The sequence below is a fragment of the Sphingobacterium spiritivorum genome, assembly GCF_016725325.1.
Taxonomy (GTDB): Bacteria; Bacteroidota; Bacteroidia; order Sphingobacteriales; family Sphingobacteriaceae; genus Sphingobacterium.
This window is the reverse complement of sequence record NZ_CP068083.1, coordinates 2392399-2415056: the sequence shown is the minus strand read 5'-3', so window position 1 is coordinate 2415056 and position 22658 is coordinate 2392399. Positions and strand designations below refer to the sequence as shown.

General features: G+C 39.9%; 20 protein-coding genes. 7 read left to right on the top strand and 13 right to left on the bottom strand.

Annotated features, from left to right (window positions below; all coding sequences use genetic code 11):
• The first annotated feature begins 8 nt into the window (after positions 1–8).
• The 4 genes from I6J02_RS10030 (at position 9) to I6J02_RS10015 (ending at position 5569) form a co-directional block, all read left to right on the top strand.
• Positions 9–1760, top strand: a complete 1752-nt coding sequence (locus tag I6J02_RS10030) for a RagB/SusD family nutrient uptake outer membrane protein (protein WP_201681536.1) — start codon at positions 9–11, stop codon at positions 1758–1760.
• 27 nt (positions 1761–1787) lie between these two features.
• Positions 1788–2840: a DUF5017 domain-containing protein gene (locus tag I6J02_RS10025; protein WP_201681535.1), complete on the top strand. Its 1053-nt coding sequence runs from the start codon at positions 1788–1790 to the stop codon at positions 2838–2840.
• A 766-nt stretch (positions 2841–3606) separates the two neighbouring features.
• Positions 3607–4971: a family 43 glycosylhydrolase gene (locus tag I6J02_RS10020; protein ID WP_201681534.1), complete on the top strand. Its 1365-nt coding sequence runs from the start codon at positions 3607–3609 to the stop codon at positions 4969–4971.
• A gap of 124 nt (positions 4972–5095) precedes the next feature.
• Positions 5096–5569, top strand: a complete 474-nt coding sequence (locus I6J02_RS10015; protein ID WP_201681533.1) for a GAF domain-containing protein — start codon at positions 5096–5098, stop codon at positions 5567–5569.
• Positions 5570–5611: 42 nt separating this feature from the next.
• Here I6J02_RS10015 and I6J02_RS10010 read toward each other — a convergent pair whose 3' ends face one another.
• The 13 genes from I6J02_RS10010 to I6J02_RS09950 form a co-directional block, all read right to left on the bottom strand.
• The gene (locus I6J02_RS10010; RefSeq protein WP_201681532.1) at positions 5612–6832 is read right to left on the bottom strand and encodes a DUF3999 family protein; all 1221 of its coding nucleotides are present in this window, start codon (positions 6830–6832) and stop codon (positions 5612–5614) included.
• Positions 6816–9320, bottom strand: coding sequence for a DUF2339 domain-containing protein (locus I6J02_RS10005; protein ID WP_201681531.1), 2505 nt, complete (start codon positions 9318–9320; stop codon positions 6816–6818). Before I6J02_RS10005 ends, I6J02_RS10010 begins: the two co-directional genes overlap by 17 nt.
• A 97-nt stretch (positions 9321–9417) precedes the next feature.
• Positions 9418–10335, bottom strand: coding sequence for a WD40 repeat domain-containing protein (locus I6J02_RS10000; protein ID WP_201681530.1), 918 nt, complete (start codon positions 10333–10335; stop codon positions 9418–9420).
• Positions 10336–10402: 67 nt separating this feature from the next.
• Complete coding sequence (hisIE, locus tag I6J02_RS09995; protein ID WP_201681529.1) at positions 10403–10987, bottom strand: bifunctional phosphoribosyl-AMP cyclohydrolase/phosphoribosyl-ATP diphosphatase HisIE; 585 nt, start codon at positions 10985–10987, stop codon at positions 10403–10405.
• A 104-nt stretch (positions 10988–11091) separates the two neighbouring features.
• A complete protein-coding gene (hisF, locus tag I6J02_RS09990; protein ID WP_201681528.1) occupies positions 11092–11844 on the bottom strand; it encodes an imidazole glycerol phosphate synthase subunit HisF in 753 nt (250 codons plus the stop codon).
• Between the two features lie 3 nt (positions 11845–11847).
• Complete coding sequence (locus tag I6J02_RS09985) at positions 11848–12600, bottom strand: HisA/HisF-related TIM barrel protein (RefSeq protein WP_002997169.1); 753 nt, start codon at positions 12598–12600, stop codon at positions 11848–11850.
• 17 nt (positions 12601–12617) lie between these two features.
• Positions 12618–13211 carry an imidazole glycerol phosphate synthase subunit HisH gene (gene hisH, locus I6J02_RS09980; RefSeq protein WP_201681527.1) on the bottom strand — a complete coding sequence of 198 codons (594 nt, stop codon included), beginning with the start codon at positions 13209–13211 and terminating at the stop codon, positions 12618–12620.
• A 75-nt stretch (positions 13212–13286) separates the two neighbouring features.
• Positions 13287–14426: a bifunctional histidinol-phosphatase/imidazoleglycerol-phosphate dehydratase HisB gene (hisB, locus tag I6J02_RS09975; RefSeq protein WP_201681526.1), complete on the bottom strand. Its 1140-nt coding sequence runs from the start codon at positions 14424–14426 to the stop codon at positions 13287–13289.
• 10 nt (positions 14427–14436) lie between these two features.
• Complete coding sequence (gene hisC / locus I6J02_RS09970; protein ID WP_201681525.1) at positions 14437–15495, bottom strand: histidinol-phosphate transaminase; 1059 nt, start codon at positions 15493–15495, stop codon at positions 14437–14439.
• A 47-nt stretch (positions 15496–15542) separates the two neighbouring features.
• Entirely contained in the window at positions 15543–16454 is a 912-nt protein-coding gene (locus I6J02_RS09965; RefSeq protein WP_201681524.1) for a ribonuclease Z, read from the bottom strand.
• Between the two features lie 3 nt (positions 16455–16457).
• Positions 16458–16835 carry an STAS domain-containing protein gene (locus I6J02_RS09960; protein WP_201681523.1) on the bottom strand — a complete coding sequence of 126 codons (378 nt, stop codon included), beginning with the start codon at positions 16833–16835 and terminating at the stop codon, positions 16458–16460.
• A gap of 125 nt (positions 16836–16960) precedes the next feature.
• Entirely contained in the window at positions 16961–17908 is a 948-nt protein-coding gene (locus I6J02_RS09955) for a phosphoribosylaminoimidazolesuccinocarboxamide synthase (RefSeq protein ID WP_201681522.1), read from the bottom strand.
• A gap of 90 nt (positions 17909–17998) precedes the next feature.
• Positions 17999–18973 carry a PhoH family protein gene (locus I6J02_RS09950; RefSeq protein ID WP_201681521.1) on the bottom strand — a complete coding sequence of 325 codons (975 nt, stop codon included), beginning with the start codon at positions 18971–18973 and terminating at the stop codon, positions 17999–18001.
• Positions 18974–19316: 343 nt separating this feature from the next.
• Between I6J02_RS09950 and I6J02_RS09945 the strand changes: the two genes are divergently transcribed.
• From I6J02_RS09945 to I6J02_RS09935, 3 genes are read left to right on the top strand one after another with little or no spacing between them, the layout of a single operon-like run.
• Positions 19317–20102, top strand: coding sequence for an S-adenosyl-l-methionine hydroxide adenosyltransferase family protein (locus I6J02_RS09945; protein WP_002997184.1), 786 nt, complete (start codon positions 19317–19319; stop codon positions 20100–20102).
• A 59-nt stretch (positions 20103–20161) separates the two neighbouring features.
• Entirely contained in the window at positions 20162–20713 is a 552-nt protein-coding gene (locus I6J02_RS09940; RefSeq protein ID WP_201681520.1) for a hypothetical protein, read from the top strand.
• Positions 20714–20773: 60 nt separating this feature from the next.
• Positions 20774–22609 (top strand): ABC transporter ATP-binding protein, encoded by a 1836-nt coding sequence (locus I6J02_RS09935; protein WP_201681519.1) that lies wholly within the window; start codon positions 20774–20776, stop codon positions 22607–22609.
• Positions 22610–22658: the final 49 nt, after the last annotated feature.

Here is a 22658-nt window from a genome sequence, read left to right as displayed (position 1 = left end):
AAGAAATTATGAACAACTTAATCCAATTTATTTCTGCTTTATTTCAATTTAAACAGAAAAAAGTCATATTCATATGCTCAGGCGCTTTGTTATTATCAACTATAAGCTGTACAAAATTTTTAGAAACTACACCTCAGGATTTTGTACCGCCAGCCAACTACTATCAAAATAAAGAAGAGCTTACTTCTGCACTTGCCGGTGTTTACGGCCCTTTGGGTTTGTATGAGGTATATGGAGAATTATTATCTATACAATCTCAAGGTGCTACAGATGAAGGATTTGGCATATATTTTTCCGGTATAGCAAATGATGTATCCATGAATCTCCAAACCTATACACACAACAAGATAAATGCGTTCTGGCAACATTGTTATACCGGAATAGAACGTTCTAATCTGTTGTTGGAGTACGCCGACAAAGCCAATGCTGACGCCAAATTTATTGTCATGGTAAAAGCCGAAGCAAAATTTATGAGAGGATATTATCATTTTTTACTTGCCCAATATTTCGGAGGTATACCCATAAAAATAGAATCGAGTAAAGATCCCGATAAAGTAGATTTTCCGCGCGCAACAGAAAAAGAAGTATACGATCAGATCTTAAAAGATATGACCGAAGCTGAGCCTGATCTGGTTGACATCAACTCTCCGGAATTAAAGTCAGCTTCAAGCAGAGTGTCTAAATCTGCTGCACAAGGTATCCTAGCAAGAGTATGTCTCAAGATGGCGGGCTATCCGTTATACGACAAAAGCAAGTATGCAGATGCCCTTTCATGGGCTAAAAAAGTGCAGTCTTCAGGCTTTCACACCTTACTCTCTACCAATGACGCAAACCCGAATGTAGTGAACTTAAGAGGAATGACTCTACAATATCCTGCTACTAACGGAAATCCTGCCTATGCTAACAATGGTTATGCGCAGGTATTTCTGAATGAACTGACAAATCGCTATGATGTGAGAGAAAGTATCTGGGAAGTAGATTATTTTATTCAGGGTATAGCTGCCGGTAAGACAGGGTACATTGGATCTCAGATCGGCTTGAGGAATGGAAACAATGATCCCATTTACGGAAGAACTGCACCTACTATCAATGCCCAACAATATTTATACAGCAAATATGCTGAAGGTGACCTGAGAAGAGACTGGGCAATAGCTCCTTATGTTAATATGGGAGATGGAGGAGCGGCAGGAGCTCCCCGAAGAGTATTTTATGCATCCAATGATCTGCTTAGCAGGTCTGTAGGTAAATGGAGAAGAGAATACGAAGCTTTGGGACCCGGGTTTAATGTGAAGCCTAACTGGTCTACTCAGATCAATTTTCCGGTATTAAGATACTCCGACGTCTTGTTAATGATATGTGAAGCCGAGTTTATGGTGAACGGACCTACTCAAATAGCGTTAGATGCCATCAATCAGGTAAGAAGAAGAGGATATGGTAAGGATTTAAATACCCCTTATCCAGCTGTAGATCTTACGGCTGCAAGTCTTACCTTATCTGAAATTCAGGATGAAAGAGCAAGAGAGCTTTGTTTCGAAGCGATTCGTAAAACAGATCTTATCCGCTGGGGAATCTATATCAAACGAATGCAGGAACTGATTGATTTCAATAATACATACGGAATGCCGGGAGGTGCAACTTTAACAAATGCTAACCGGGCTGCATTAAATGCACTTGCAGGAGGAAATAAATTCCTGCTATGGCCTATTCCTTCAGGAGAAACTCAGGTAAATAAAGAAATTACGCAAAATCCCGGTTATTAAAAATCATTAATCTTAACGTGATAACATATGCGATCATATAAAACATTATTGGCATTACCAGCATTATTTCTGTTCATGTCATGCGAAAAAAACATTTCTCCCGAACCCATCCGATTTGATGTGGAAATGTTTACCAATTCTGGTACAAAGGCAACACAATTTAAAGTGAATGATACTTTAAACTTTAAATTTACGGGTAATCCTGACCGAATTACATTCTACTCCGGTGAAGTTGGAAGTATGTATGCTAACCGGGAAAGGACAAGCGATCCTTCACCTGACAATACACTGAGATTTTTTACCAATCGAGGTACTGCCGGGTCAGGAGGATTAAAGTTGTTGCTTTCGACTGATAACATGCTCTATACACAATTTAACAACAAAGACTCTCTCTCAATACCTGCGGCTAATTGGAAAGATATCTCCGATCGTGTAACATGGGCAAACGGAGCCAGCAATATTCAATCAGGCGATATCAGCCTGAATACAGAAACCACTACAGGCTCCGGTACCGTCTGGCTGGCTTTTAAATATACTGCTCCCGCTGGAGTAGCACAAAGTACATGGACCGTTGGAAATATCGATTTACGTCACAAGTCAGGAAGTACTATTTACACCATCTTAACTTCTGCCATTGTGGTACCAACAACCTTCCCGACTTTTACAGTAAGTCCGGGTTGGGGATCCGTAAATGTGTCCAACTCTTTAATTAAATGGGCATATAACGGGGGTAGTGCAGGAGATCCGAAAATCGGACAAAGTCTTTCATCTAACACCGGCACACAGAGTTTTGTGATCCGGGGCAATACAAATGCTGCTACAGCCCTGGAATCAGAAAGCTGGATTGTGACAGGCCCGATTGATTTAAAAAGAGTTTTACCAGATGTTGGACTTTCAGTGAAAAACAAAACTGAAAATGCTGAAATCGTATCCAAAGGTTTTTATGCTTCACCAAAAGCAAATTTCACTTACAAATTTACAACACCAGGAACCTATGAGATGGTCTTCTTTTCGCAAAATGATACTGGTTTTGGACAAAATTCTATAACAAAAACAATAAAAGTAGATATTATACCCTGATACAAGGTATAATATCCCGCAAGGAATCAACTGAAAGTGATGTTTCAGGTGTAAATTACTATATTAATATGAATGGGATTGCTACAGGGTAACAATCCCATCTTTCTTTATTGTAGATTTAACAGCAGGTCAAACCTCAAAATCTACATCGTTTTCGCAATAAAAATTTGCTTTCAAGTAATATTTAATTTATTATTGCAATCGGTTGCACTAACTATTTAAATTAAAACTAACCATCTTCCATAACAATTTCCTATACTGCACAAGTGCATATTGGAGTTGAGTGATAAAATTTATCGCCACAGGGTTTTAAGTATTATTCCAATCACGAAGATAATATGTTTCTATACACAATAAATTACACCTGCTGCCTAACCATAAAGAACTAACTTTCTAATTATCTCTGTATGAAATCACTTATTAAGCTGTTGCCACTAAAATCCCTTCTAACTGCAGTTTTTATATTATCCTTTGCCAACGCTACACACATACAAAGGGAAATACTATTTTTCTTATTCCACCGGCGATACCCATAAACTAGTGTATGCAATTGGAGATTCACCTTATGGCCCGTTCATCTATCAGGGGATAGTTCTGCTCCCTGTAATAGGATGGACGACACATCACTCCATTGTTGAATTTAAAAATAAATGGTGGCTTTATTATCACGATACCGAATTATCGAATGGTAAAACCCACTTAAGAAATATTAAAGTAACCGAGTTAAGATATAACAAAGATGGCAGCATCATAACCATTGATCCTTATGGCAAAAAATAACATTTTAAACAGATCATTCATCTGTCTGTACAGTATTCTGTCGTGCAGTATAGCACTCGCACAAAATCCAATAATCGGTATACCGGGCATTTCCGATCCTCATGTAAGGGTTTTTAACAACAAAATATACCTGTATTCCGGGCATGATGACAAACCCACCGATACCACCTGGATAATGAAAGACTGGAGAGTATTCTCTACCTCTGATCTTGTAAACTGGAAACAGGAAACCATAATCTCACCCAAAGACAATTATATGGGTGCCAACTCTACAGATTGCTGGGCCGGTGACGCAGCTGAAAGAAAGGGAAAATACTATTTCTATTTTTCAGACAGGAAAAGAAGTATAGGCGTAATGAAGGCCGATTCACCTGGTGGAAAATATATGGACGCACTGGGCAAACCCCTGGTCGCACCCATGCACGATCCAACCATTATTACAGACGATGATCCAAATAAAACACCTTATTTGGTGTATGGTGACAAAGAAGGCGGAGGTTATCATATCGCAAAGCTCAATGAAGATATGATATCGCTTGCTGAAACACCCAAACCTATCACAATCACAGGCGAAGGATGGGAAAAAGTGGGCGGTTGGATGGATAAAAATTATATTTTCAAATATAAAGATACGTACTACCTGAGCTGGGGAACGGAATATGCGGTATCCAAAAACATATATGGGCCTTATACTGGAGCCGGATCTACTGGAAAAGGTCATCATTTAGGTGTATTGGCCCACAGCAGTTTTTTCTGGTGGAAAGGACAATTTTACCATGCATGGTGCTATTACCTTAAACAAGGTTACAAATTCAGATCAACGATTATTACCTATTGCCATTTCGATGATCAGGGGCGTCTTGTAACTGACACCGACTTTCTGGACAAGCACTTTGCTAACGGAGTTGGACAGTATGATGCAGGTTGGCCTAAAATAGAAGCCGAATGGTTTTATGAAAAAGACAGCCTTACCCGTAAACAATCCTCTGCTGATGGTGGCTTTGAACTTGCCGGAATGCATAACGGCGGCTGGATTCGTTTTGCAAATGTGGACATGACCAGCAGCGGCAAACAGTTTACTGCACAATTAGCCGGTCTCTCGCCAAAAGGTAAATTGGAAGTACGTACTGGTAGCATAAGCGGTCCCTTGATCGGAACAATAAAATCCGTTGCAAATAAAAGTAAAAGCCCAAATCAATATCAGATCTTATCCTGTAATATCAATCCGCCAAAAGGCAAAACGGACATATTCTTAGTGTATAAAGATGCTGATAAAAAAGCAGCTCTATCGTTGGACTGGATAAGTTTTAACCAGAAAACAGGTTCACGAAATACCGATCACAAAAAGTAACATATATAGCTATGCTCTTGAAATATTAATTTTAAAACCCAATACTCCTCCAAACATTTTGTAATTTTGAATACTTGTCTTTAATCAAAGACGAGTATTCAATACTTGTGGAGCAACAACATATATGGCAGAAGATCTGAATATACTTACAGGAAATAAAGCAGAACAATATAAAGGACTGATCCCTCAGATAGAGGCTTTAATTAGCGGAGAATCTAATCTGATTGCTAATCTTGCAAATATCAGCGCTGCACTCAAAGAACAGTTCGGATTCTTTTGGGTAGGATTTTATCTTGTTGAAGCTGAAGAATTAGTTTTAGGTCCGTTTCAGGGTCCCGTAGCATGTACACGTATAAAAAAAGGAAAAGGTGTCTGCGGAACAGCCTGGGCAGAAGAGCAAACCCTTATTGTTCCGGATGTAGATAAATTTCCCGGTCATATTGCATGTAGCTCCTTATCCAAATCAGAAATTGTGCTACCCGTACGTGTAGGCGGAAAAATTATTGCTGTACTTGATGTAGATAGCGATACCCTGAATTCATTCGATCAGGAAGATGCTGTATATTTAGAAAAAATTCTTTCTTTTATACCGGCTTAATCCGACGTGAGTATTTACATAAACGGATCCTGATTTCGGATCTTACTTCTTATTAACATCTTTCAGGAAACCGATAGCAAAATAGCATATCACGATTATTGCGATGACCATCCCTCCCCATAGCAGGATATTACCAAAAGTTTTTTTCCAGGCTTCATTCTTAATAGCTCCGATTCCCGGTTTTAGGGGTTTCAACTTGCTTACCGTCAATACGGGAAGCTGATCACTGGCATTATTCTTAAATAAAGAAAGATCATAATCCGGAGCCTTGTAAGCAGAGTCTATCACGATACTGTACTGCTTGCCCGCAGCAAGATTAGTAATAATATTTAACGCAGTCTGCCCTAGAGAAAGACTGTCAATTCGCAGAGGAGGACTATCCAGATTCTCGATCTGAATATAAAAATCCTTTACAAACAGACTCGGAACAACTATATGCGTATTGGCCGGACTCAACTCATACTGCCCGATCTCCACGAGCTGATCCTCCCATCTGTTACGCTTTACCTGTACCAACTGACTGGCAAGTACAGCAACTTTACGCTGATATAATTTCGGATCAGCAACAGACAGAGACACATAATCAATAATCTGAAAGTCAGGCAACATCACATGAAGAATAGAATTTTTATTTTCTGACTTCATATCGAATTTAACTCCCTGAACAGGCTGATATGTGGCGACTGTCTTGACGCTTTCATAACGTCCCACCTCTAACACATTGATCGGACTGGAACCTTTATCCCGAATTATAATCTTCAGATACCTGTAGTTATTCAGTGGAAAAGTAATTTCCTGATCTTTAAAGGTCTGACCTGATCCGACAAGATTGTCTAACAACTGATTCTCTGAAAGGCTGAACCAATTCACAGAGTCATTACTTCCTGTCAGTGTATACCGCTTGCTGCTATTGCTGTTCGCAATTCGTAAAGACAGAGAAGTCCAGGTTTCCTGCTTTGTATTCCGGATGATAAGAGTTGTCACACTATCCGCTATAATCTCTTTTTTGACGATAGTCAAAGGCAAAAATTTGTCCCCCGCAGATGCATTTACAAATTTCACAAACGGCACTTCCTGACCTCCGTTATCTCTGATCCGGATTTTTGAGATATCATTACCGATAACCGAACGAATCCCCGCAGAAATTTTAAACTGATAATATCCCTCTTTTTTGTTTCCTTCCAATGTGGCACTGTATTGCTGGCCATATACCTGGATAACCGCTAAAAGACTGCATAAAAAAACACTAACTATTCTTTTCATGAGGAAGTTCTTTATTATCAACTACAATTAGTTTTTTTATTCTTTGGTACACAAAAGAGATGACCAGAATAAGTACACCGAGCAGGATAAATGCTATAATCTTACCCGTCTCAGATACATCCTTAATATCATACACAAACAGCTTGAGAATAGTTACACCGAGTAATGAGAGTGCTGCAATACGCAACATTCTCCAGTCCTGTTTGATCCCCAATATCAGAAATACAAATGAAAGTACTCCCCATGCCACAGGGAACATAACCTTGAATACCATATTCTCGCGTGCATGGTAAATACCAAAAGTTTCAGCGAATGCAAGGGTATGAACGCTAAGTTCTACACTGCATATAAATACCAGTACAAATACAAGTGGCCACACCAGCAACTTGTGTCTGAAATACGTACTGGCAACATTTAATATAGTGTCTTTTACCATCCGGTAAAGTTGGAAGATCAGACAAATAAGAATCGGATAATGTAAGAAGAAAGCAAGATACCTGCCTTCTACTTTATTCAGCCGGTTCAACGTTTCTATAAAAGGAATACGGTGTACAAATACTAAATACGCCGCTATATTCAATATGACTAGCGCATAGCAGAGTATACGGGGCAATACAGGAGTATTCGATTTAGTACCATAATAAACCAGTACAGTAGCAAACACAAAATGTGTCAAGGCAATACATGCCATAACAGACCCGTCATTAGACATTCGGTTAGAAGCCTGATAAGAAACTTCTAATATCACAACAACGTAACTCAGTGCAATGGCGACACCCGCTACTATCCTCCGGTAATCAACAGGATTAAAATCCACATTAAAACTCAGACGTTCGACTTCATCACTTTGCTTAAATAATCGATAAGACACATAATACGAAGCAACGACAAGGAGTCCTGTTAGGAATATCTCATTCAATCCGATCTGCATCACCGTATCGGAAGGGACATAATCAATTGTCCAGTCTATAAATAAACTGAAGAGAACCAACACCTGCAGGATAATTCCGAAAGCATAGTATATGGTAAACTTCGATTTTTTGGCCAGCCATAGTAATATGACAGCTTCACAAGCCCAGAACGCAGTAATATAGTTGCCTTTAAACTGAATTGGAATGGTCACGACGGCAAATAGCAAAGTCAGACCAATCAACAGATAGACAATCTCTTCGCTCAATCTGTACTTGCGGTAAATAGTCACCGCAAAAATAAGATTGTATACAGCCAGAATTAAAGAAAACAGCCCTTTATACTCCGAATTCCAAACGGATAAAATGGCAAGCCCGAAACTGAAATACAGGAATGTATTCGCCAGGATAATAATAAGCTCCCATTTGGTAAACTTGTTCTTGAACCTTACATTATTGATAATAAACGCCAGACTAAAAATAAGGAAGAACAGTGTCAGATAGCCGAAGGCTCCCGCGTAAGTGGCATCCTTTACAAAATCCGTTTGAAAATACCAGCCGGCATAGATGAGAAAAGTTGCTGCAAAAGCTACAAAATTGACCCAGTTCCATCTCTTGAAATAGGATACACTCAGCATTCCTATGTTCAGAATAGAAAGATAGGTAAACAGTACGTGATAATTACCCTGACCGGTACTCACCATAAACGGAACTGCAAATCCACCGATAATAGATAAGATAGCAAGCTCCTGACGGTCATAAAGCAGTGATATAAAGATACTGAATACCGTAATCAGCACCATTATTCCGAATGCCAGCGATTGACTGAAGAGATGATAATCATGGAATGCAATCCCAATCGTCAGATAGAATACACTGACCGCTCCTGCCACAAATACAGAACTGAAGGCTGCAAATTTTCGACGTAAAAAGTGCGCTACCCCCATCAGGAGACCTCCGGAGAATATCCCTATACCCACACGGCCGGCTTCATTGATCCAGTCTCTGTCAATCGCAAATTTGACAAAGAAACTGATCCCCAATACCAGAATCAGGATACCAATCTTGTTGATCAGATTTTCTCCGATAAATTTTTCCAGATCAGGATTATTCTGTTTGAATCTTTCAAACCAGCTTAAGGCAGGCTCTTGCTCTTCAACAGGACTTACAGAATCAGAAACTTCATTTGGAATATACATACCAGTAGGTTCAGGATTAGTATTCACGAGACTTCCTGCTTGATATCGCTCAGTTAATTCTTCCGGTTCCTGAGGTAATGCCGGCAACTCAGGTTCAGTACTACTTTCCTTGATATCCTGAGGAATAGGTGGTGGGATATCGACTTCAGGTGTCTGCAATACTGGAGGTTCAGCTATTTCCTCAGCAGAAGCAGTAGATTCTGCAGCCACAGGAAGAGCAGATTCATTCAGCTTCTCGATGACCTGATCCATTTTTTTCTGAAGCTCAAACTGATGCTCCTGAAATTTATAAAGCCCTTCGTTAAGGCTCTTTAATTGATTTTTAGTATTTATAATAGAATAAATAACAAGTACAATTAAGGCAAACGCCAAATATTCCATAGTAATCCGCTTAGGTTAGTAATAATTCTAACAAACCAAATCTAACCAAAAACATTTAAAAAATTTAACGATTCTTTATAGTAGCAGATATTTGTAATTAAATATCTACTTTCCAGATACGTACAATTTTATCATCTCCTCCTGTAATAAAATACTCGCCGTCTGCTGTCCAAATACCTACATTTATAGACAGGTGATGACTTTCATACCCTTTATCCCGACTCACATTTTTCAGAAGTCCATAGGTATCTTTATCCCATATCTTAAATGTTTTATCCCTGCTAACTGTTGCAAAAAAAGGTGCTGTCGGGTGAAACAATATACCGTACACGGTAAACATATGCGGAATATAAGACAGTTGCTGAGAAAGATCCGCAATATTCCAGACCACCAGTTTTGCGTCTCTTCCACCAGAAAGCAAATGCCGGCTTTCCGGATCAAAAGATAAAGAGGTGACAGGCATATCGTGCCCCTGTACTTTAGCCATCAGATGATAGGCCTCAGCATCATACAGATGGATGTAACCTGCCTTATCTCCAAAAGCAAGTTGCTTTTCATTCGCAGATACCGCAATAACGCGTATAATGGTTTCTGATATCCTGAACTGGTATATTAAGTTAAAATCAAGAAGATTCCACACATATAACTGGCCATCTTCCCCTACAGCAATTAATTCCTTTTTATGAGTTAAGGCTTTAATGCTGAACACGGCTCCTTTGTCAACTTTAAGACGCACCACCAGCTTCTGAGCCTCTACATCTACGATCATAATGGACCCGTCACGAAGTCCTATGGCAAGATAAGCTGTCTCCGGAATAAGGTAGAGACAATATACGGACGAACTTACTGCACAAAGAATACGCTTAAATGCTCCAGCCTGCAGATCCCATTCCACCACACCTTTGTCATTACCGGCGGTAAATAAAGTGTGCGGAAAGAAACCATTTTCAATCGCAAATATTTGATTTTGATGTCCTGTCAGCGCAGTTGCCAACTCCGTAGATATTCTATTCATAAAAAAAGTGCCGGACACAAATGTACGGCACTTTGAAGACTATTATGTCATGTAAGGATAACTTTGCTTATTGATGTCTGGATTCCAGATTTTTAGCAATCGTTTCCAGTGAGAATCCTTTTTCTCTTAACAATACAATAAGATGAAATAACAAGTCTGACGTTTCATCAATAAATTCCTTGTCTGTCTCTGTCAATGCTGCGATAACAGTCTCTACAGCCTCTTCTCCTACTTTTTGAGCAATCTTGTTAATCCCTCTGCTACGCAGACGATTCACATAAGACTCATCAGAAGGATGCTCAAAACGATTATTTACAATACGTTCCAGTTCAAATAAAAAATTCTGATCGTATTCTGTCTTGAAGCAACTGCGGCTTCCTGTATGACAAGTCGGTCCGTCAGGGCGTGCTTTGATCAGAAGTGTATCCTGATCACAGTCAATATGATAACTGATCACATGTAGAAAATTTCCGCTTTCCTCCCCTTTTGTCCAGAGCCTGTTCTTACTTCTGGAGAAAAAAGTTACTTTTCTTTCTGCCTGCGTCTTTTGCCAGGCCTCTTCATTCATATACCCCAACATCAGCACTTCCAATGTCTGTGTATCTTGTACTATGACCGGAACAAGTCCGTCACTTTTAGAAAAATCTAGCATCTTTTATTTTAAAAAGTTAAAATTAAAAAGCAGAACGGATAAAGTTGGGTCTCCTGGAATAAATAGTCCCCATATCTTCTGCTTTTAATTTCTGTATTATTATTTTACCGGACTGTAATGCCGTTGGCTCTTAACGTATTTTTCAATTCCGGAATCAAAATCTCTCCATAATGGAAAACCGAAGCTGCCAATGCAGCGTCAACTCCCGTCTGTTGAAACACTTCTGTAAAATGTTCCTGATTCCCGGCTCCACCCGATGCAATCAGTGGAATCCCGATCATCGCATTAATTTTTTTCAGAAATGAACAATCAAATCCGTTTTTAGTACCGTCATGATCCATTGAAGTCAACAGTATTTCACCTGCTCCCCTGTCCTGAGCTTCACGAATCCAGTCTTCTGTCTGGATTTCCGTTTTGATCCGGCCACCGCTGAGATGCACAAAATTCTGACCTTCTGTATGTCTGGTATCTACTGCCACTACTACAAATTGAGCTCCGAAAGCAGCCGACATCTCATTGATTAACTCCGGACGACGTACTGCTGCTGAATTAATCGAAATCTTATCTGCTCCCGAATTTAACAGGATTTCTGCATCACGGATCTCATTGATTCCGCCACCAATAGTAAAAGGAATATTTACCTGTCTGGCCACCGCTTTTACTAAATCTATAGTCGTTTTGCGGCCTTCATGTGTAGCCGTAATATCAAGAAAGACCAGTTCATCAGCCCCCTGTTCAGAATACGCATACGCCAGCTCCACAGGATCACCCGCATCCCGCAGGTCAACAAAGTTGACCCCTTTCACCGTCCGACCGTCTTTCACATCCAGACAAGGAATGATTCGCTTTGCTAACATGTATTAAAAGCTTATTAAAGATTTCAAATTCCAATCCTGAATCTCTTCGATCGAAATACGATTTTCATAAATAGCTTTTCCTACCACACAGGATTCCATTCTTCCCAATTCCTGCAATTTGCGGATATCGTCCATGGAGCTGATACCTCCTGAACCGATAAGTTTGATAATAGGCGAATGATCCAAAAGTTTCTTATACAATTCTACACCCGCACCGCCTAACTTGCCGTCCTTACTGATATCTGTACACAGAAAACGGTAGAAACCTAGTGCCAGACACTTATCAATATATTCAATCAGTTTGATAGGCGAGCTTTCTAACCATCCCGAATACTTGATCACCTCATCCAGCACATCTATCGCTATCACGATGTGATCTGCATACTTTATTTTACCCTCATTAAGCGTACTCAACTCTTCCAGGAATTCAGGATTAGTGATTGCCTGTGTACCTACGATGACACGGTATACACCTGCGTCAATCAGTTCTTTTACCTTTTCGATGCTACGGACCCCACCTCCGTATTGAATCTTCATTTCAGTTTTACGGATGATATTAAATAAATACTCCTGGTTACTGAAATCTCCTTTTGCACCATTCAGATCGATGATATGCACCAATTCAGTACCATTTGCATGGTATCTGTCTATTTGTTCTTCAAGGCTTATATCGTAAGTCGTTACATCGTCATAATTTCCTTCGCGTAGACGAACTACTTTTTTGTCCAATACATCGATTGCTGGTATGATATACATAGTAAAATATTTTGTTTCTAATTTATCTTTGAAAAATTCAATAATAACTGCTCTCCGGCCTTACCCGATTTTTCCGGGTGAAACTGGACTCCATAAAAGTTTCCTTTTGACATTGCTGCCGAAAACGGAACATCATAATCGCATTTTGCAATGGTATAATCTTCATGATATTCAATAAAATACGAATGTACGAAGTAAAAATACGCATTATCTTCAATATGGAGGAATAACGGATTTCCTGCAGACGAAGAGATGCTATTCCAGCCCATATGCGGAACCTTCTGTGCTATCCGTTCTTTAAAATGTAACGTTTGTATCGGAACGATCTTCAGGAGTTCGGCATTACCTTCTTCCGAAAAATCGGTCATCAGTTGCATACCAACACATATCCCCAGTACAGGTTTCTTGATGGAATGGATATATTCAGATAAGCCCGATTCCCGAAGCTTCTGCATCGCAGCGCCGGCATGTCCTACTCCCGGGATAATAATACGATCACACTGATCGATCTCTTCAGGCAGATTGATCATCATATACGAAAGTCCAACCCTGTCTAATGCCGCTGTCAATGAAAATATATTCCCCGCTCCGTAATTGATAATTCCTATCATAATCTTTTAATGATTAAGGCTGATCAGACAGAAGAAATACCAATTCTGTACCGTTCAGATCCCTTATTTATAATTCTACAAAACACCTTTAGTGCTTGGTAACTGCATGTTATCCGCATCCCGACGCACCGCCTTTTTGATTGATTTGGCAAATGCTTTGAAGATCGCTTCAATCTTGTGATGTTCATTCTCACCCTCAGCCTTGATATTGAGATTAGATCTGGATGCATCAGAGAATGACTTAAAGAAATGGAAAAACATTTCGGTAGGCATGTCCCCTATTTTCTCTCTGTTGAATGTGGCATCCCAGACAATCCAGTTGCGTCCCCCAAAATCCAGTGCCACCTGAGCAAGACAATCATCCATGGGTAAAGTATAGGAATATCGTTCAATACCACGCTTATCACCCAATACCTTTAAAAAGATTTCCCCCAAAGCAATCCCAGTATCTTCTATGGTATGATGCTCATCTATATGCAGATCTCCTTTCGCTTTTATAGTAAGATCTATCGCTCCGTGACGGGCAATCTGATCCAACATATGATCAAAAAACGGTAATCCTGTATCAATATCTGACTTACCTGATCCATCCAGATTGAGATGGATATAAATGTCCGTTTCATTAGTCTTACGGTGATGTTCTCCTGTTCTTGAACCCAGTTTAAGGAATTCGTATATCGTTTTCCAGTCTTTGGTTTCCAGAGCAACTGCACTCGCCTCTATTTGCAGATTCTCAGCAACACCGAGATTATCATTTGCGCGTAGCCAGATAGCTTTTGCTCCCAGATTCTGAGCCAGTTTCACATCATTTACACGATCACCAATTACAAATGAATGCTGTAAATCATATTTCTCCGGATCAAAATAATCCAATAGCATGCCAATTCCTGGTTTGCGGGTGGCTGCATTTTCATGTGGGAAAGTACGGTCAATATGTTCTTTTGCAAACACCACTCCCTCTCCGGCAAAAGTATCTGTCACCAGCTGATGCACAGGCCAGAAATTAGCTTCTGGATGAGAATCTGTTCCCAGTCCATCCTGATTGGTCACAAGAACCAGTTCATAGTCCAGTTCTTTAGCAATACGAGGCAGATACTGTAATGCTCCGGGATAAAATTTCAGTTTAGCGAAAGAATCAATTTGTTCATCTTCAGGTTCCAGAATCAATGTTCCGTCACGATCGATAAATAGTACGCGTTTGATATGGTTTGGCATGATTATATAATTAGCCTGCAAAAGCAGTCATTTTTTCTAATAGTATTTTATTTTCATCAGGAGTACCTACAGTAATACGTAAGCAACCTTCACATAGTTCTACTTTGGAACGGTCGCGCACAATGATACCGTGCTGTACTAAATAAGTATATAAACCTCTCGGATCATCCATTCTGACTAAGATAAAATTAGCATCAGACGGAGTGATATATTGTACATATCCGATCTTAACAAGTTCTTTTACCAACAACTCACGTTCTGAGACAGTCTCTTTAATCCAGGCATTTACCTGATCAACCTGATTCAGAGCTTCCAGAACAATATCTTGTGTCGCCTGATTAATATTATACGGCGGTTTTATTTTATTGAATACCTCAATAATCTCTTTACTGGCAAAAGCCATTCCAAGACGTAATGCAGCCAGCCCCCAGGCTTTGGAAAGCGTCTGCAGGACAACAAGATTAGGATATTCTGCAAGCTCCTGCGTAAATGATCGGGTCTGCGAAAAATTGATATATGCCTCATCTACTACTACAATCCCGTGAAAGTTATTCAAAATCAACTCGATATCCTTACGGTTAATAGAATTTCCTGTCGGATTGTTTGGTGAACAGATAAAAATAAGCTTGGTATATGCATCTACAGCCTCCTGTATACCATCCAGATCTAGCTGATACTCTTTAGTCAGATTGACTTTTTTGAAAGCCACATCATTAATATTGGCAGATACTTCATACATTCCGTAAGTGGGCGGAACAAGAATGACATTATCTACACCCGGACGGCAGAATGCGCGGAATAAAATATCGATAGCTTCATCGCTCCCGTTTCCTAAAAACATATTTGCTGCAGGAACGCCTTTTATATGCGAAAGTTTATCTTTCACCTGATGCTGCAACGGATCGGGATAACGGTTGTAATTATGATTCAGAGGTGATCCAAAGGCATTTTCATTGGCATCAATCAGGATAGATGCTTCTCCTTTAAATTCATCTCTGGCAGAAGAATAAGGTACGAGATTTTTGATATTATCCCGTAGTAAGTCGGTTAAGTTGAATGGATTATCCATTTTAAAAAAATTAGAGCCGTAAATATGAGGAAAAATTCACAAAAACACTACACAGAAAACCATTTACCTTCAACAGAAAGCTGAGTATTCTTAAAAATGTGTTGTGCTTCCTCTAATAGTGGCTGTAATTCACGATATCTTGCAGAGTAATGCCCCAGAAGTAATTTATGTGCGCCAACTTCCTTCGCTATTTCAGCTGCCTCCTGAGCAGTTGTATGCAGTGTTTCTTTGGCCCTTTCGACCATTTCATGCAAAAAAGTGGATTCGTGATACAACAGATCTACATTGCTGATCGCAGCCAGATAGTCAGGTACACGTACAGTATCCGAACAATAAGCATAGCTTCTTGAGGGAGGTGCTGGTATAGTCAGATCAGTAGCTTTATATACTTTTCCATCAGGGGCAGTGTAATCAAGCCCTCTTTTTATTCCACCTATGTATTGTTTAGGAATATTCAACTGCTCTACCAGCTCCCCTATTATAGATGGTGAACGTTTGCCCTCATCAAACCGGAATCCTGTGCAGGGAATGCGGTGTGTAAGTGGAAATGTACTTACTTTGAAGGCAGCAGTTTCGAGAATAACTTCTTCTTTATCCGGATTCGTGGGATGAAAGATCAGATTGTACCTTAATTGTGTATCAGAATGTCTGAACTGCACATCCAGGATCTCTTTCAAAGGTGCCGGGCCATATAAATGCAGGTCCGACTTGCGGCCCACTAAATGCATAGAAGACAATAGACCTACAAGTCCCAGATAATGATCACCATGCAGGTGACTGATAAATATATGGCCTATGCGATTACTACGGATACCGTAGCGGAATAGTTGCATCTGTGTGCCTTCTCCACAATCGATCAGAAAAAACTGTTCATTAAAATTGAGGAGTTGACTCGAAGGATGACGTTCGTACATCGGCGTAGCGGAGCTATTGCCCAAAATCAAAACCTCAAACTTCATGCGCTAATCTTTCTCCCCTCTGTAATCCATTTCTAATTCATGCGCAAAGATCATATCCTCGGCTATCTTTACGGAATCTACTATAGTCAGGGTTTGGTGCAAATGAGACATTTCCAATACTTCCAGCACTGCAGAGTCTACATTGGCCAGAATAAACAGCCCCCCTATCGTATGACAAAGTCTGTTGGCCAGAATGCCAATACGAACACCTTCCTCATCTACTTCACGTACATTCGACAGATCCAACACTATATTGCGTTGTCCGGTTGTATTGCGCAATAAAAGTTCAGCTTTCAACTTTGCTGCTTTTTCAGCGTTCAACACGTCCGATAACGGTTCGATTACAATATATCGGTCATGCTTATCAATTGTATATTTCATATGCCAATTTTTTACGTTAAAGACTATCCTTCTTGTACAGGAAATCCCTTCTTCTTACTACAGCCTGTCATTTAAGCAAGAGCCGCGACAACAGGTGTTTTTAATTTCCAACTTTATTTCCCTGCTTAATGCAGTGTCTTTAATGCAGCAGAAATATTATGTTCTACTCTACCGAGGACTTCACCCTCTTTAGGATATTTGAATTGTTCTCCGGTAATATGCTCATACAGTTCAATATATCGCTCGGAAATAGAGTTTACGATTTCATCTGTCATTTCCGGCACCTGCTGTCCGTCTTTTCCCTGAAAACCATTTTCTATTAACCATTTCCGCACAAACTCTTTGGACAATTGCTTTTGAGCTTCGCCGTTTGCCTGACGTTCTTCATATCCATCTGCATAAAAGTATCTGGAAGAATCCGGTGTATGGATCTCGTCTATAAGATAAATGACTCCGTCACGCTTACCAAACTCATACTTGGTATCCACCAGAATCAAACCTCTTTCTTTTGCAATCTCCGTACCCCGTTGGAATAAGGCTTTCGTGTATTTTTCCAGTTGGATATAATCTTCCTCACTCACAATTCCTTTTTTCAGAATATCAGCTCGTGAAATATCTTCGTCATGGCCTACTGCAGCTTTTGTGGTCGGCGTTATGATAGGCTCAGGAAGTTTATCATTCTCTTTAAGACCTTCTACAAGTTTCTCTCCGCAGACTTCTCTTCTACCCGCACTATATTCACGCCACGCATGTCCGGAAAGATATCCCCGGATAACCATCTCTACCTTGAATGGCTCACACATCTTACCAATAGTCACACTCGGATCCGGCACTTCTACTACCCAGTTTGGCAGAATATCTTCCGTAGCTTTTAAAAACTTAGCCGCTATCTGATTCAGTACCTGACCTTTATAAGGTATAGCACGGGGCAGCACAACATCAAATGCAGATATACGATCTGTCGCAACCATTGCCAGATACTGATCTGCAATAGTATAGACATCACGTACCTTTCCTCTGTAAAAAGCGGTTTGGTTTTCGAAATTAAAATTTGTTTCTCTTATTGCGTTCATTTCAAAATAAAAATTCATAAGTAATAATAAGCAGTATGAACTGCCTCAGCAATGTCTTTCAGCAAATGATTTCAGCTGATAGACAAAGTACTAAATATCTCCGTATGCCTCTAATATACGTTTTACCAGTTTATGTCTCACCACATCTCCGCCACTCAGATAAATCATATCTATACCTTCTATTCCTTCCAGCAATTTCACTGCTGTAGATAATCCGGATTGATTTTTCTTCGGAAGGTCAATCTGTGTCATATCACCGGTTACAATAAATTTGGCCGTAGGCCCCATCCGTGTCAGAAACATCTTCAGCTGCATATCCGTTGCATTCTGTGCTTCATCCAGAATCACAAAACAATTATCCAGTGTACGTCCGCGCATAAAAGCCAGAGGAGCCACTTCAATAGTTCTGTTTTCCAGATATCCCTTCAGCTTTTCTGCAGGAATCATATCATCCAGCGCATCATATAAAGGTCTCAGATAAGGATCTACTTTCTCCTTCAGATCGCCCGGAAGAAAACCCAGATTCTCCCCTGCTTCTACTGCAGGCCGGGTCAGGATAATACGTTTGATTTCTTTATTGCGCAAGGCACGAACAGCAAGAGCAACAGCAGTATATGTCTTCCCTGTTCCGGCCGGACCTATTGCAAATAAAATATCATTCTTGGAAATACTGTCAACCATCCTACGCTGATTAAGCGTACGTGCCCGCACAATTATTCCATTAGGACCATACACAATCGGCTCTCCGCTAAAAGCCGGCGCACCTTCTTGTTTCTTTTCCGAACCATCAGCCTTTTTCTCCGCTACAGGATGCTTTACTCCTATTATTTCTTCCAGATCCAATATAGACAGACTATGAAACCGTTCGATATGAGATAAGATCTGATCAAAGGCTCCCTTAAAATGTTGCTGTTCCTGTTCTTCTCCCAATACTTTCAGTTCATTTCCTCTGGCTACCATTCTGATCTTCGGAAATTGCTTCTTAATGTATTCAAAATTCTCATTTTGAGTCCCCCACAGAGTGACCAAATTGACTTCCTCAAGTGTTATCAGTAGTTCGTTCAAATTAATATATTTTTCATGTAACCATAGAAAATAAAGACGCAGGTATACAATCCTTATTTCGCACTAAATGTACTAAAATTTTGTGGGCATAGTATGCAAAATACATTCAAAAACTTCGATATTTTTTTAGTATTTTGCAAATGATCAATCAAAAGTACAAACTATCTGTACCAATTAAAAAAAGATAAAGATTAATTGATTGTAAACTATGATTCCAGTAAATAACTCTTACTTTTGTAGTCCTTATCGAAAAAATATTTCGATTCAACAGATGTCGCGAGCTATTTTTGGGAAGGCCGCCAAGATCAGGATAAATTAGAGACAAAATACGTTTTGCGGTTATATGGGTGTTATTACTTTAACAACGGACTTAGGATATCAAGATTTTTACCAAGCTGCTTTGAAGGGGAGTATAATCTCTCAGCTTCCTGATGTTCGTATTGTAGATATTACTCACGAAATCCCCTCTTTCAATGTACAGCATGCCGCTTTCGTTTTAAAGAATGCATACCACTATTTCCCTAAGAAAACGGTACATCTCATCGGGATTGACACCGTATTTCAGGAAGATTCCCGATATATTGCTATGAAATACAACGGACACTTCTTTGTCGGAGCGGACAATGGTATCTTCAGTATTATATTAGGCGAAAATCAGGCTGAAGAAGTTGTGGAACTGGACATTATGCAGGACCTGAGATATCTGCACTTCCCACTGGCGGATATCCTTACCAAAGCGACCTGCCATATTGCCAAAGGAGGAAAGATGAGCGAAATTGGTATCCCTATAGATAAACCCATAGAAAAAGCTACTTTTCAACCAATCTTCGATCAGAATTCGATCAAAGGACATGTCTCTTATATTGACTCTTTCGGAAATGTGATCAGCAATATCAGCAAAGATTTGTTCAATAAAATACAAGCTGGCCGCGGATTTACGTTATACTTTAAACGTAATGAGACAATCGACAAAATGAGCTGGCACTATAATGAAGTTTCTGAGGGCGAGAAGCTATGTCTCTTCGGGATCAGCAACTTTTTGGAAATAGCGATCAACAAAGGAAATGCAAGTCAGCTCCTTGGATTATCTCAGGATGAGGCCATCCGGGTTGAGTTCCACAAGCCGTAACATTCACTAACACCGGGATTACAGTACGTTTTTTTCAAATCCGAAAAATAGAATAATACATGAAAATAAAACATCTTCTTTTTTATGTTGCTCTATTGCTGGCCTATGTACCGGCTGTACATGCACAACAACCAACTTCAGATACGCTTTCTTATGAAATACAACGTAAGAAAGTGAATGAACTGCTTCACAACCGTAGTGTCCAATTCGGAGAATATGATGTGAGCCTTCAGAAAAAAACAGGAATATTCGGACTCTTTAAGTCTAAGGGTGATATGCAAAAGTCTATCGATATCCTGAAAGACATAGTTACTACGGACAACAATATCCTTATCGAAACCAAAAGGCTTTTGGATTTGAAAGATTTTGAAAGAGAGAAATTTCAGAAACTCGCAACTGAGTATGACGGGCAGGTCACGGCCTACATGAATACGATTAACAAACTGCAGAATGAAAATGAAGCGCTAAAAAAACAAACCGATACGCTGGAGAATAGTGATCACAGTGGAAACGTCCTCCTTTATCTCGCCGTTGCTGTTATTTTTGTGCTTGTTTTCTTCCTTTATAAACTCTATAAGCAGGTTCAACAACAAAAAGTGACGAAAGCGTGATATGCTCACACAATAATATGGCTACTTTTGCAAATAGATTTTTTTTATAGGCAATAGAAAATGGCGAGAGCGAGATTGAACAGCGGTAATACGCAATCTGAAGATTTACCCAAGCCCAAACTAAACAAAGAGTTACTTCACAAGGCAAGCAAAATCTTTTCGTATATCAAACCGTACCGTGTAAAATTCGGTTTCGGTATGGCTTTTTTAATTATTTCAAGTTTGACAATGCTTACATTTCCGGCGTTGTTAGGTGCGATGATTGATGCTGCTCAAGGCAAACAAACCTACCCATGGCTTCATAATAATATAGCCTACATCGGAGGCATCAGCTTCTCGATTCTATTTATTCAATCTATCATTTCTTTTTTCAGAATACGATTATTTGTCGAAATAGCAGAAAAAGCATTAGCCAATATCCGTCGTGATACCTATAATAAATTAATAACCCTTCCTATTGAGTTTTTTGCAAACCGCAGAGTAGGTGAATTAAACAGCCGTCTTTCCTCTGATCTGGCACAAATACAGGACACCATGACAACGACACTGGCCGAGACCCTGCGCCAGGTTATCAGTCTGGCTTTTGGGGTAGTACTTCTGATTGCAGTGTCACCTAAGTTAGCATTAATGAACCTATGCATCCTGCCGATTCTGGTGGTCACAGCACTTATATTCGGACGTTTTATCCGTAATTTTTCGCGTCAGGCGCAGGATCAGCTTGCAGATTCCAACAGTATAGTGCAGGAAACATTATTAGGAATCAGCAATGTAAAGGCTTTTGTCAATGAATATTATGAGACAAAAAGATATTCCGGCAAATTGGATGCGGTAATCTGCCTGGCTGTAAAAGGCGCTACTTACCGGGGCATGTTTGCTTCTTTCATTATTTTCTGCATTTTCGGAGCAGTGATTGCAGTCATATGGTACGGTGCCTCATTAGTCTCTGCAGGAGAAATTTCAGTAGGAGATCTGACTACATATATTCTTTATTCTATGTTTGTGGCGGGTTCAATGGGAAGTTTCCCGGAGTTGTATGCCAATATACAGCGGTCATTGGGTGCCAGCGAACGCGTTATCGAAATCTTAAACGAGAAACAGGAAGATATAGCACTAAGCGAGGACAACAAAACAATCAAAAAACAAATTGAAGGTCATCTCACATTCAGGAATGTAGCATTTACTTATCCGGGAAGGAGAGACAATCAGATCCTTAAGAATATTTCTTTCGATGCCAGTTCCGGCGAGAAGATTGCCATCGTCGGGCCAAGCGGAACAGGTAAATCTACAATCGCTTCCCTTATCCTTCAGTTTTACAGTCCCGACAGTGGACAGATCCTCTATGATGGAGTCCCTTCTAAAGACTATTTACTGACAGACATCCGTAATCAGGTCGCTATAGTACCGCAGGATGTGCTTCTATTTGGAGGAACAATTCGCGAAAATATCGGCTACGGTAAGCTGGATGCTGATGCTGAAGAGATTATCAAAGCAGCAAGAAGAGCAAATGCACATAATTTTATAATGGAATTTCCGGAAGGATACGACACCCTTGTCGGAGAACGGGGAGTAAAGCTTTCCGGAGGACAGCGTCAGCGTATAGCGATAGCCCGGGCATTATTAAAAGATCCTGCCATACTCATATTGGACGAAGCAACTTCAGCGTTAGATTCCGAATCCGAAAGATTGGTACAGCTGGCCCTGGAAGAGCTCATGAAAAACAGAACATCCATCATTATTGCCCACCGCCTTTCAACAGTAATCCATGCCGATAAGATCATTGTTGTCGAAGATGGAATAGTATCTGACATGGGTAACCATGTGGAACTTATGAGCAAAGGTTCAGGACTTTACCATCATCTATATTCCTTACAGTCATCCCAAAAAGAGCAACTGTAAAAAAATGTTAATTTTTTATGTGTTGAAACTTTTTGGTGTAGCTATTGTT

Bases quoted from the DNA above. Each gene is read 5' to 3' on its own strand.
- I6J02_RS10030 (WP_201681536.1), top strand. From the start codon at position 9: ATGAACAACTTAATCCAATTTATTTCTGCTTTATTTCAATTTAAACAG.
- I6J02_RS10025 (WP_201681535.1), top strand. From the start codon at position 1,788: ATGCGATCATATAAAACATTATTGGCATTACCAGCATTATTTCTGTTC.
- I6J02_RS10020 (WP_201681534.1), top strand. From the start codon at position 3,607: ATGGCAAAAAATAACATTTTAAACAGATCATTCATCTGTCTGTACAGT.
- I6J02_RS10015 (WP_201681533.1), top strand. From the start codon at position 5,096: ATGGCAGAAGATCTGAATATACTTACAGGAAATAAAGCAGAACAATAT.
- I6J02_RS10010 (WP_201681532.1), bottom strand. From the start codon at position 6,832: ATGAAAAGAATAGTTAGTGTTTTTTTATGCAGTCTTTTAGCGGTTATC.
- I6J02_RS10005 (WP_201681531.1), bottom strand. From the start codon at position 9,320: ATGGAATATTTGGCGTTTGCCTTAATTGTACTTGTTATTTATTCTATT.
- I6J02_RS10000 (WP_201681530.1), bottom strand. From the start codon at position 10,335: ATGAATAGAATATCTACGGAGTTGGCAACTGCGCTGACAGGACATCAA.
- hisIE (WP_201681529.1), bottom strand. From the start codon at position 10,987: ATGCTAGATTTTTCTAAAAGTGACGGACTTGTTCCGGTCATAGTACAA.
- hisF (WP_201681528.1), bottom strand. From the start codon at position 11,844: ATGTTAGCAAAGCGAATCATTCCTTGTCTGGATGTGAAAGACGGTCGG.
- I6J02_RS09985 (WP_002997169.1), bottom strand. From the start codon at position 12,600: ATGTATATCATACCAGCAATCGATGTATTGGACAAAAAAGTAGTTCGT.
- hisH (WP_201681527.1), bottom strand. From the start codon at position 13,211: ATGATAGGAATTATCAATTACGGAGCGGGGAATATATTTTCATTGACA.
- hisB (WP_201681526.1), bottom strand. From the start codon at position 14,426: ATGCCAAACCATATCAAACGCGTACTATTTATCGATCGTGACGGAACA.
- hisC (WP_201681525.1), bottom strand. From the start codon at position 15,495: ATGGATAATCCATTCAACTTAACCGACTTACTACGGGATAATATCAAA.
- I6J02_RS09965 (WP_201681524.1), bottom strand. From the start codon at position 16,454: ATGAAGTTTGAGGTTTTGATTTTGGGCAATAGCTCCGCTACGCCGATG.
- I6J02_RS09960 (WP_201681523.1), bottom strand. From the start codon at position 16,835: ATGAAATATACAATTGATAAGCATGACCGATATATTGTAATCGAACCG.
- I6J02_RS09955 (WP_201681522.1), bottom strand. From the start codon at position 17,908: ATGAACGCAATAAGAGAAACAAATTTTAATTTCGAAAACCAAACCGCT.
- I6J02_RS09945 (WP_002997184.1), top strand. From the start codon at position 19,317: ATGGGTGTTATTACTTTAACAACGGACTTAGGATATCAAGATTTTTAC.
- I6J02_RS09940 (WP_201681520.1), top strand. From the start codon at position 20,162: ATGAAAATAAAACATCTTCTTTTTTATGTTGCTCTATTGCTGGCCTAT.
- I6J02_RS09935 (WP_201681519.1), top strand. From the start codon at position 20,774: ATGGCGAGAGCGAGATTGAACAGCGGTAATACGCAATCTGAAGATTTA.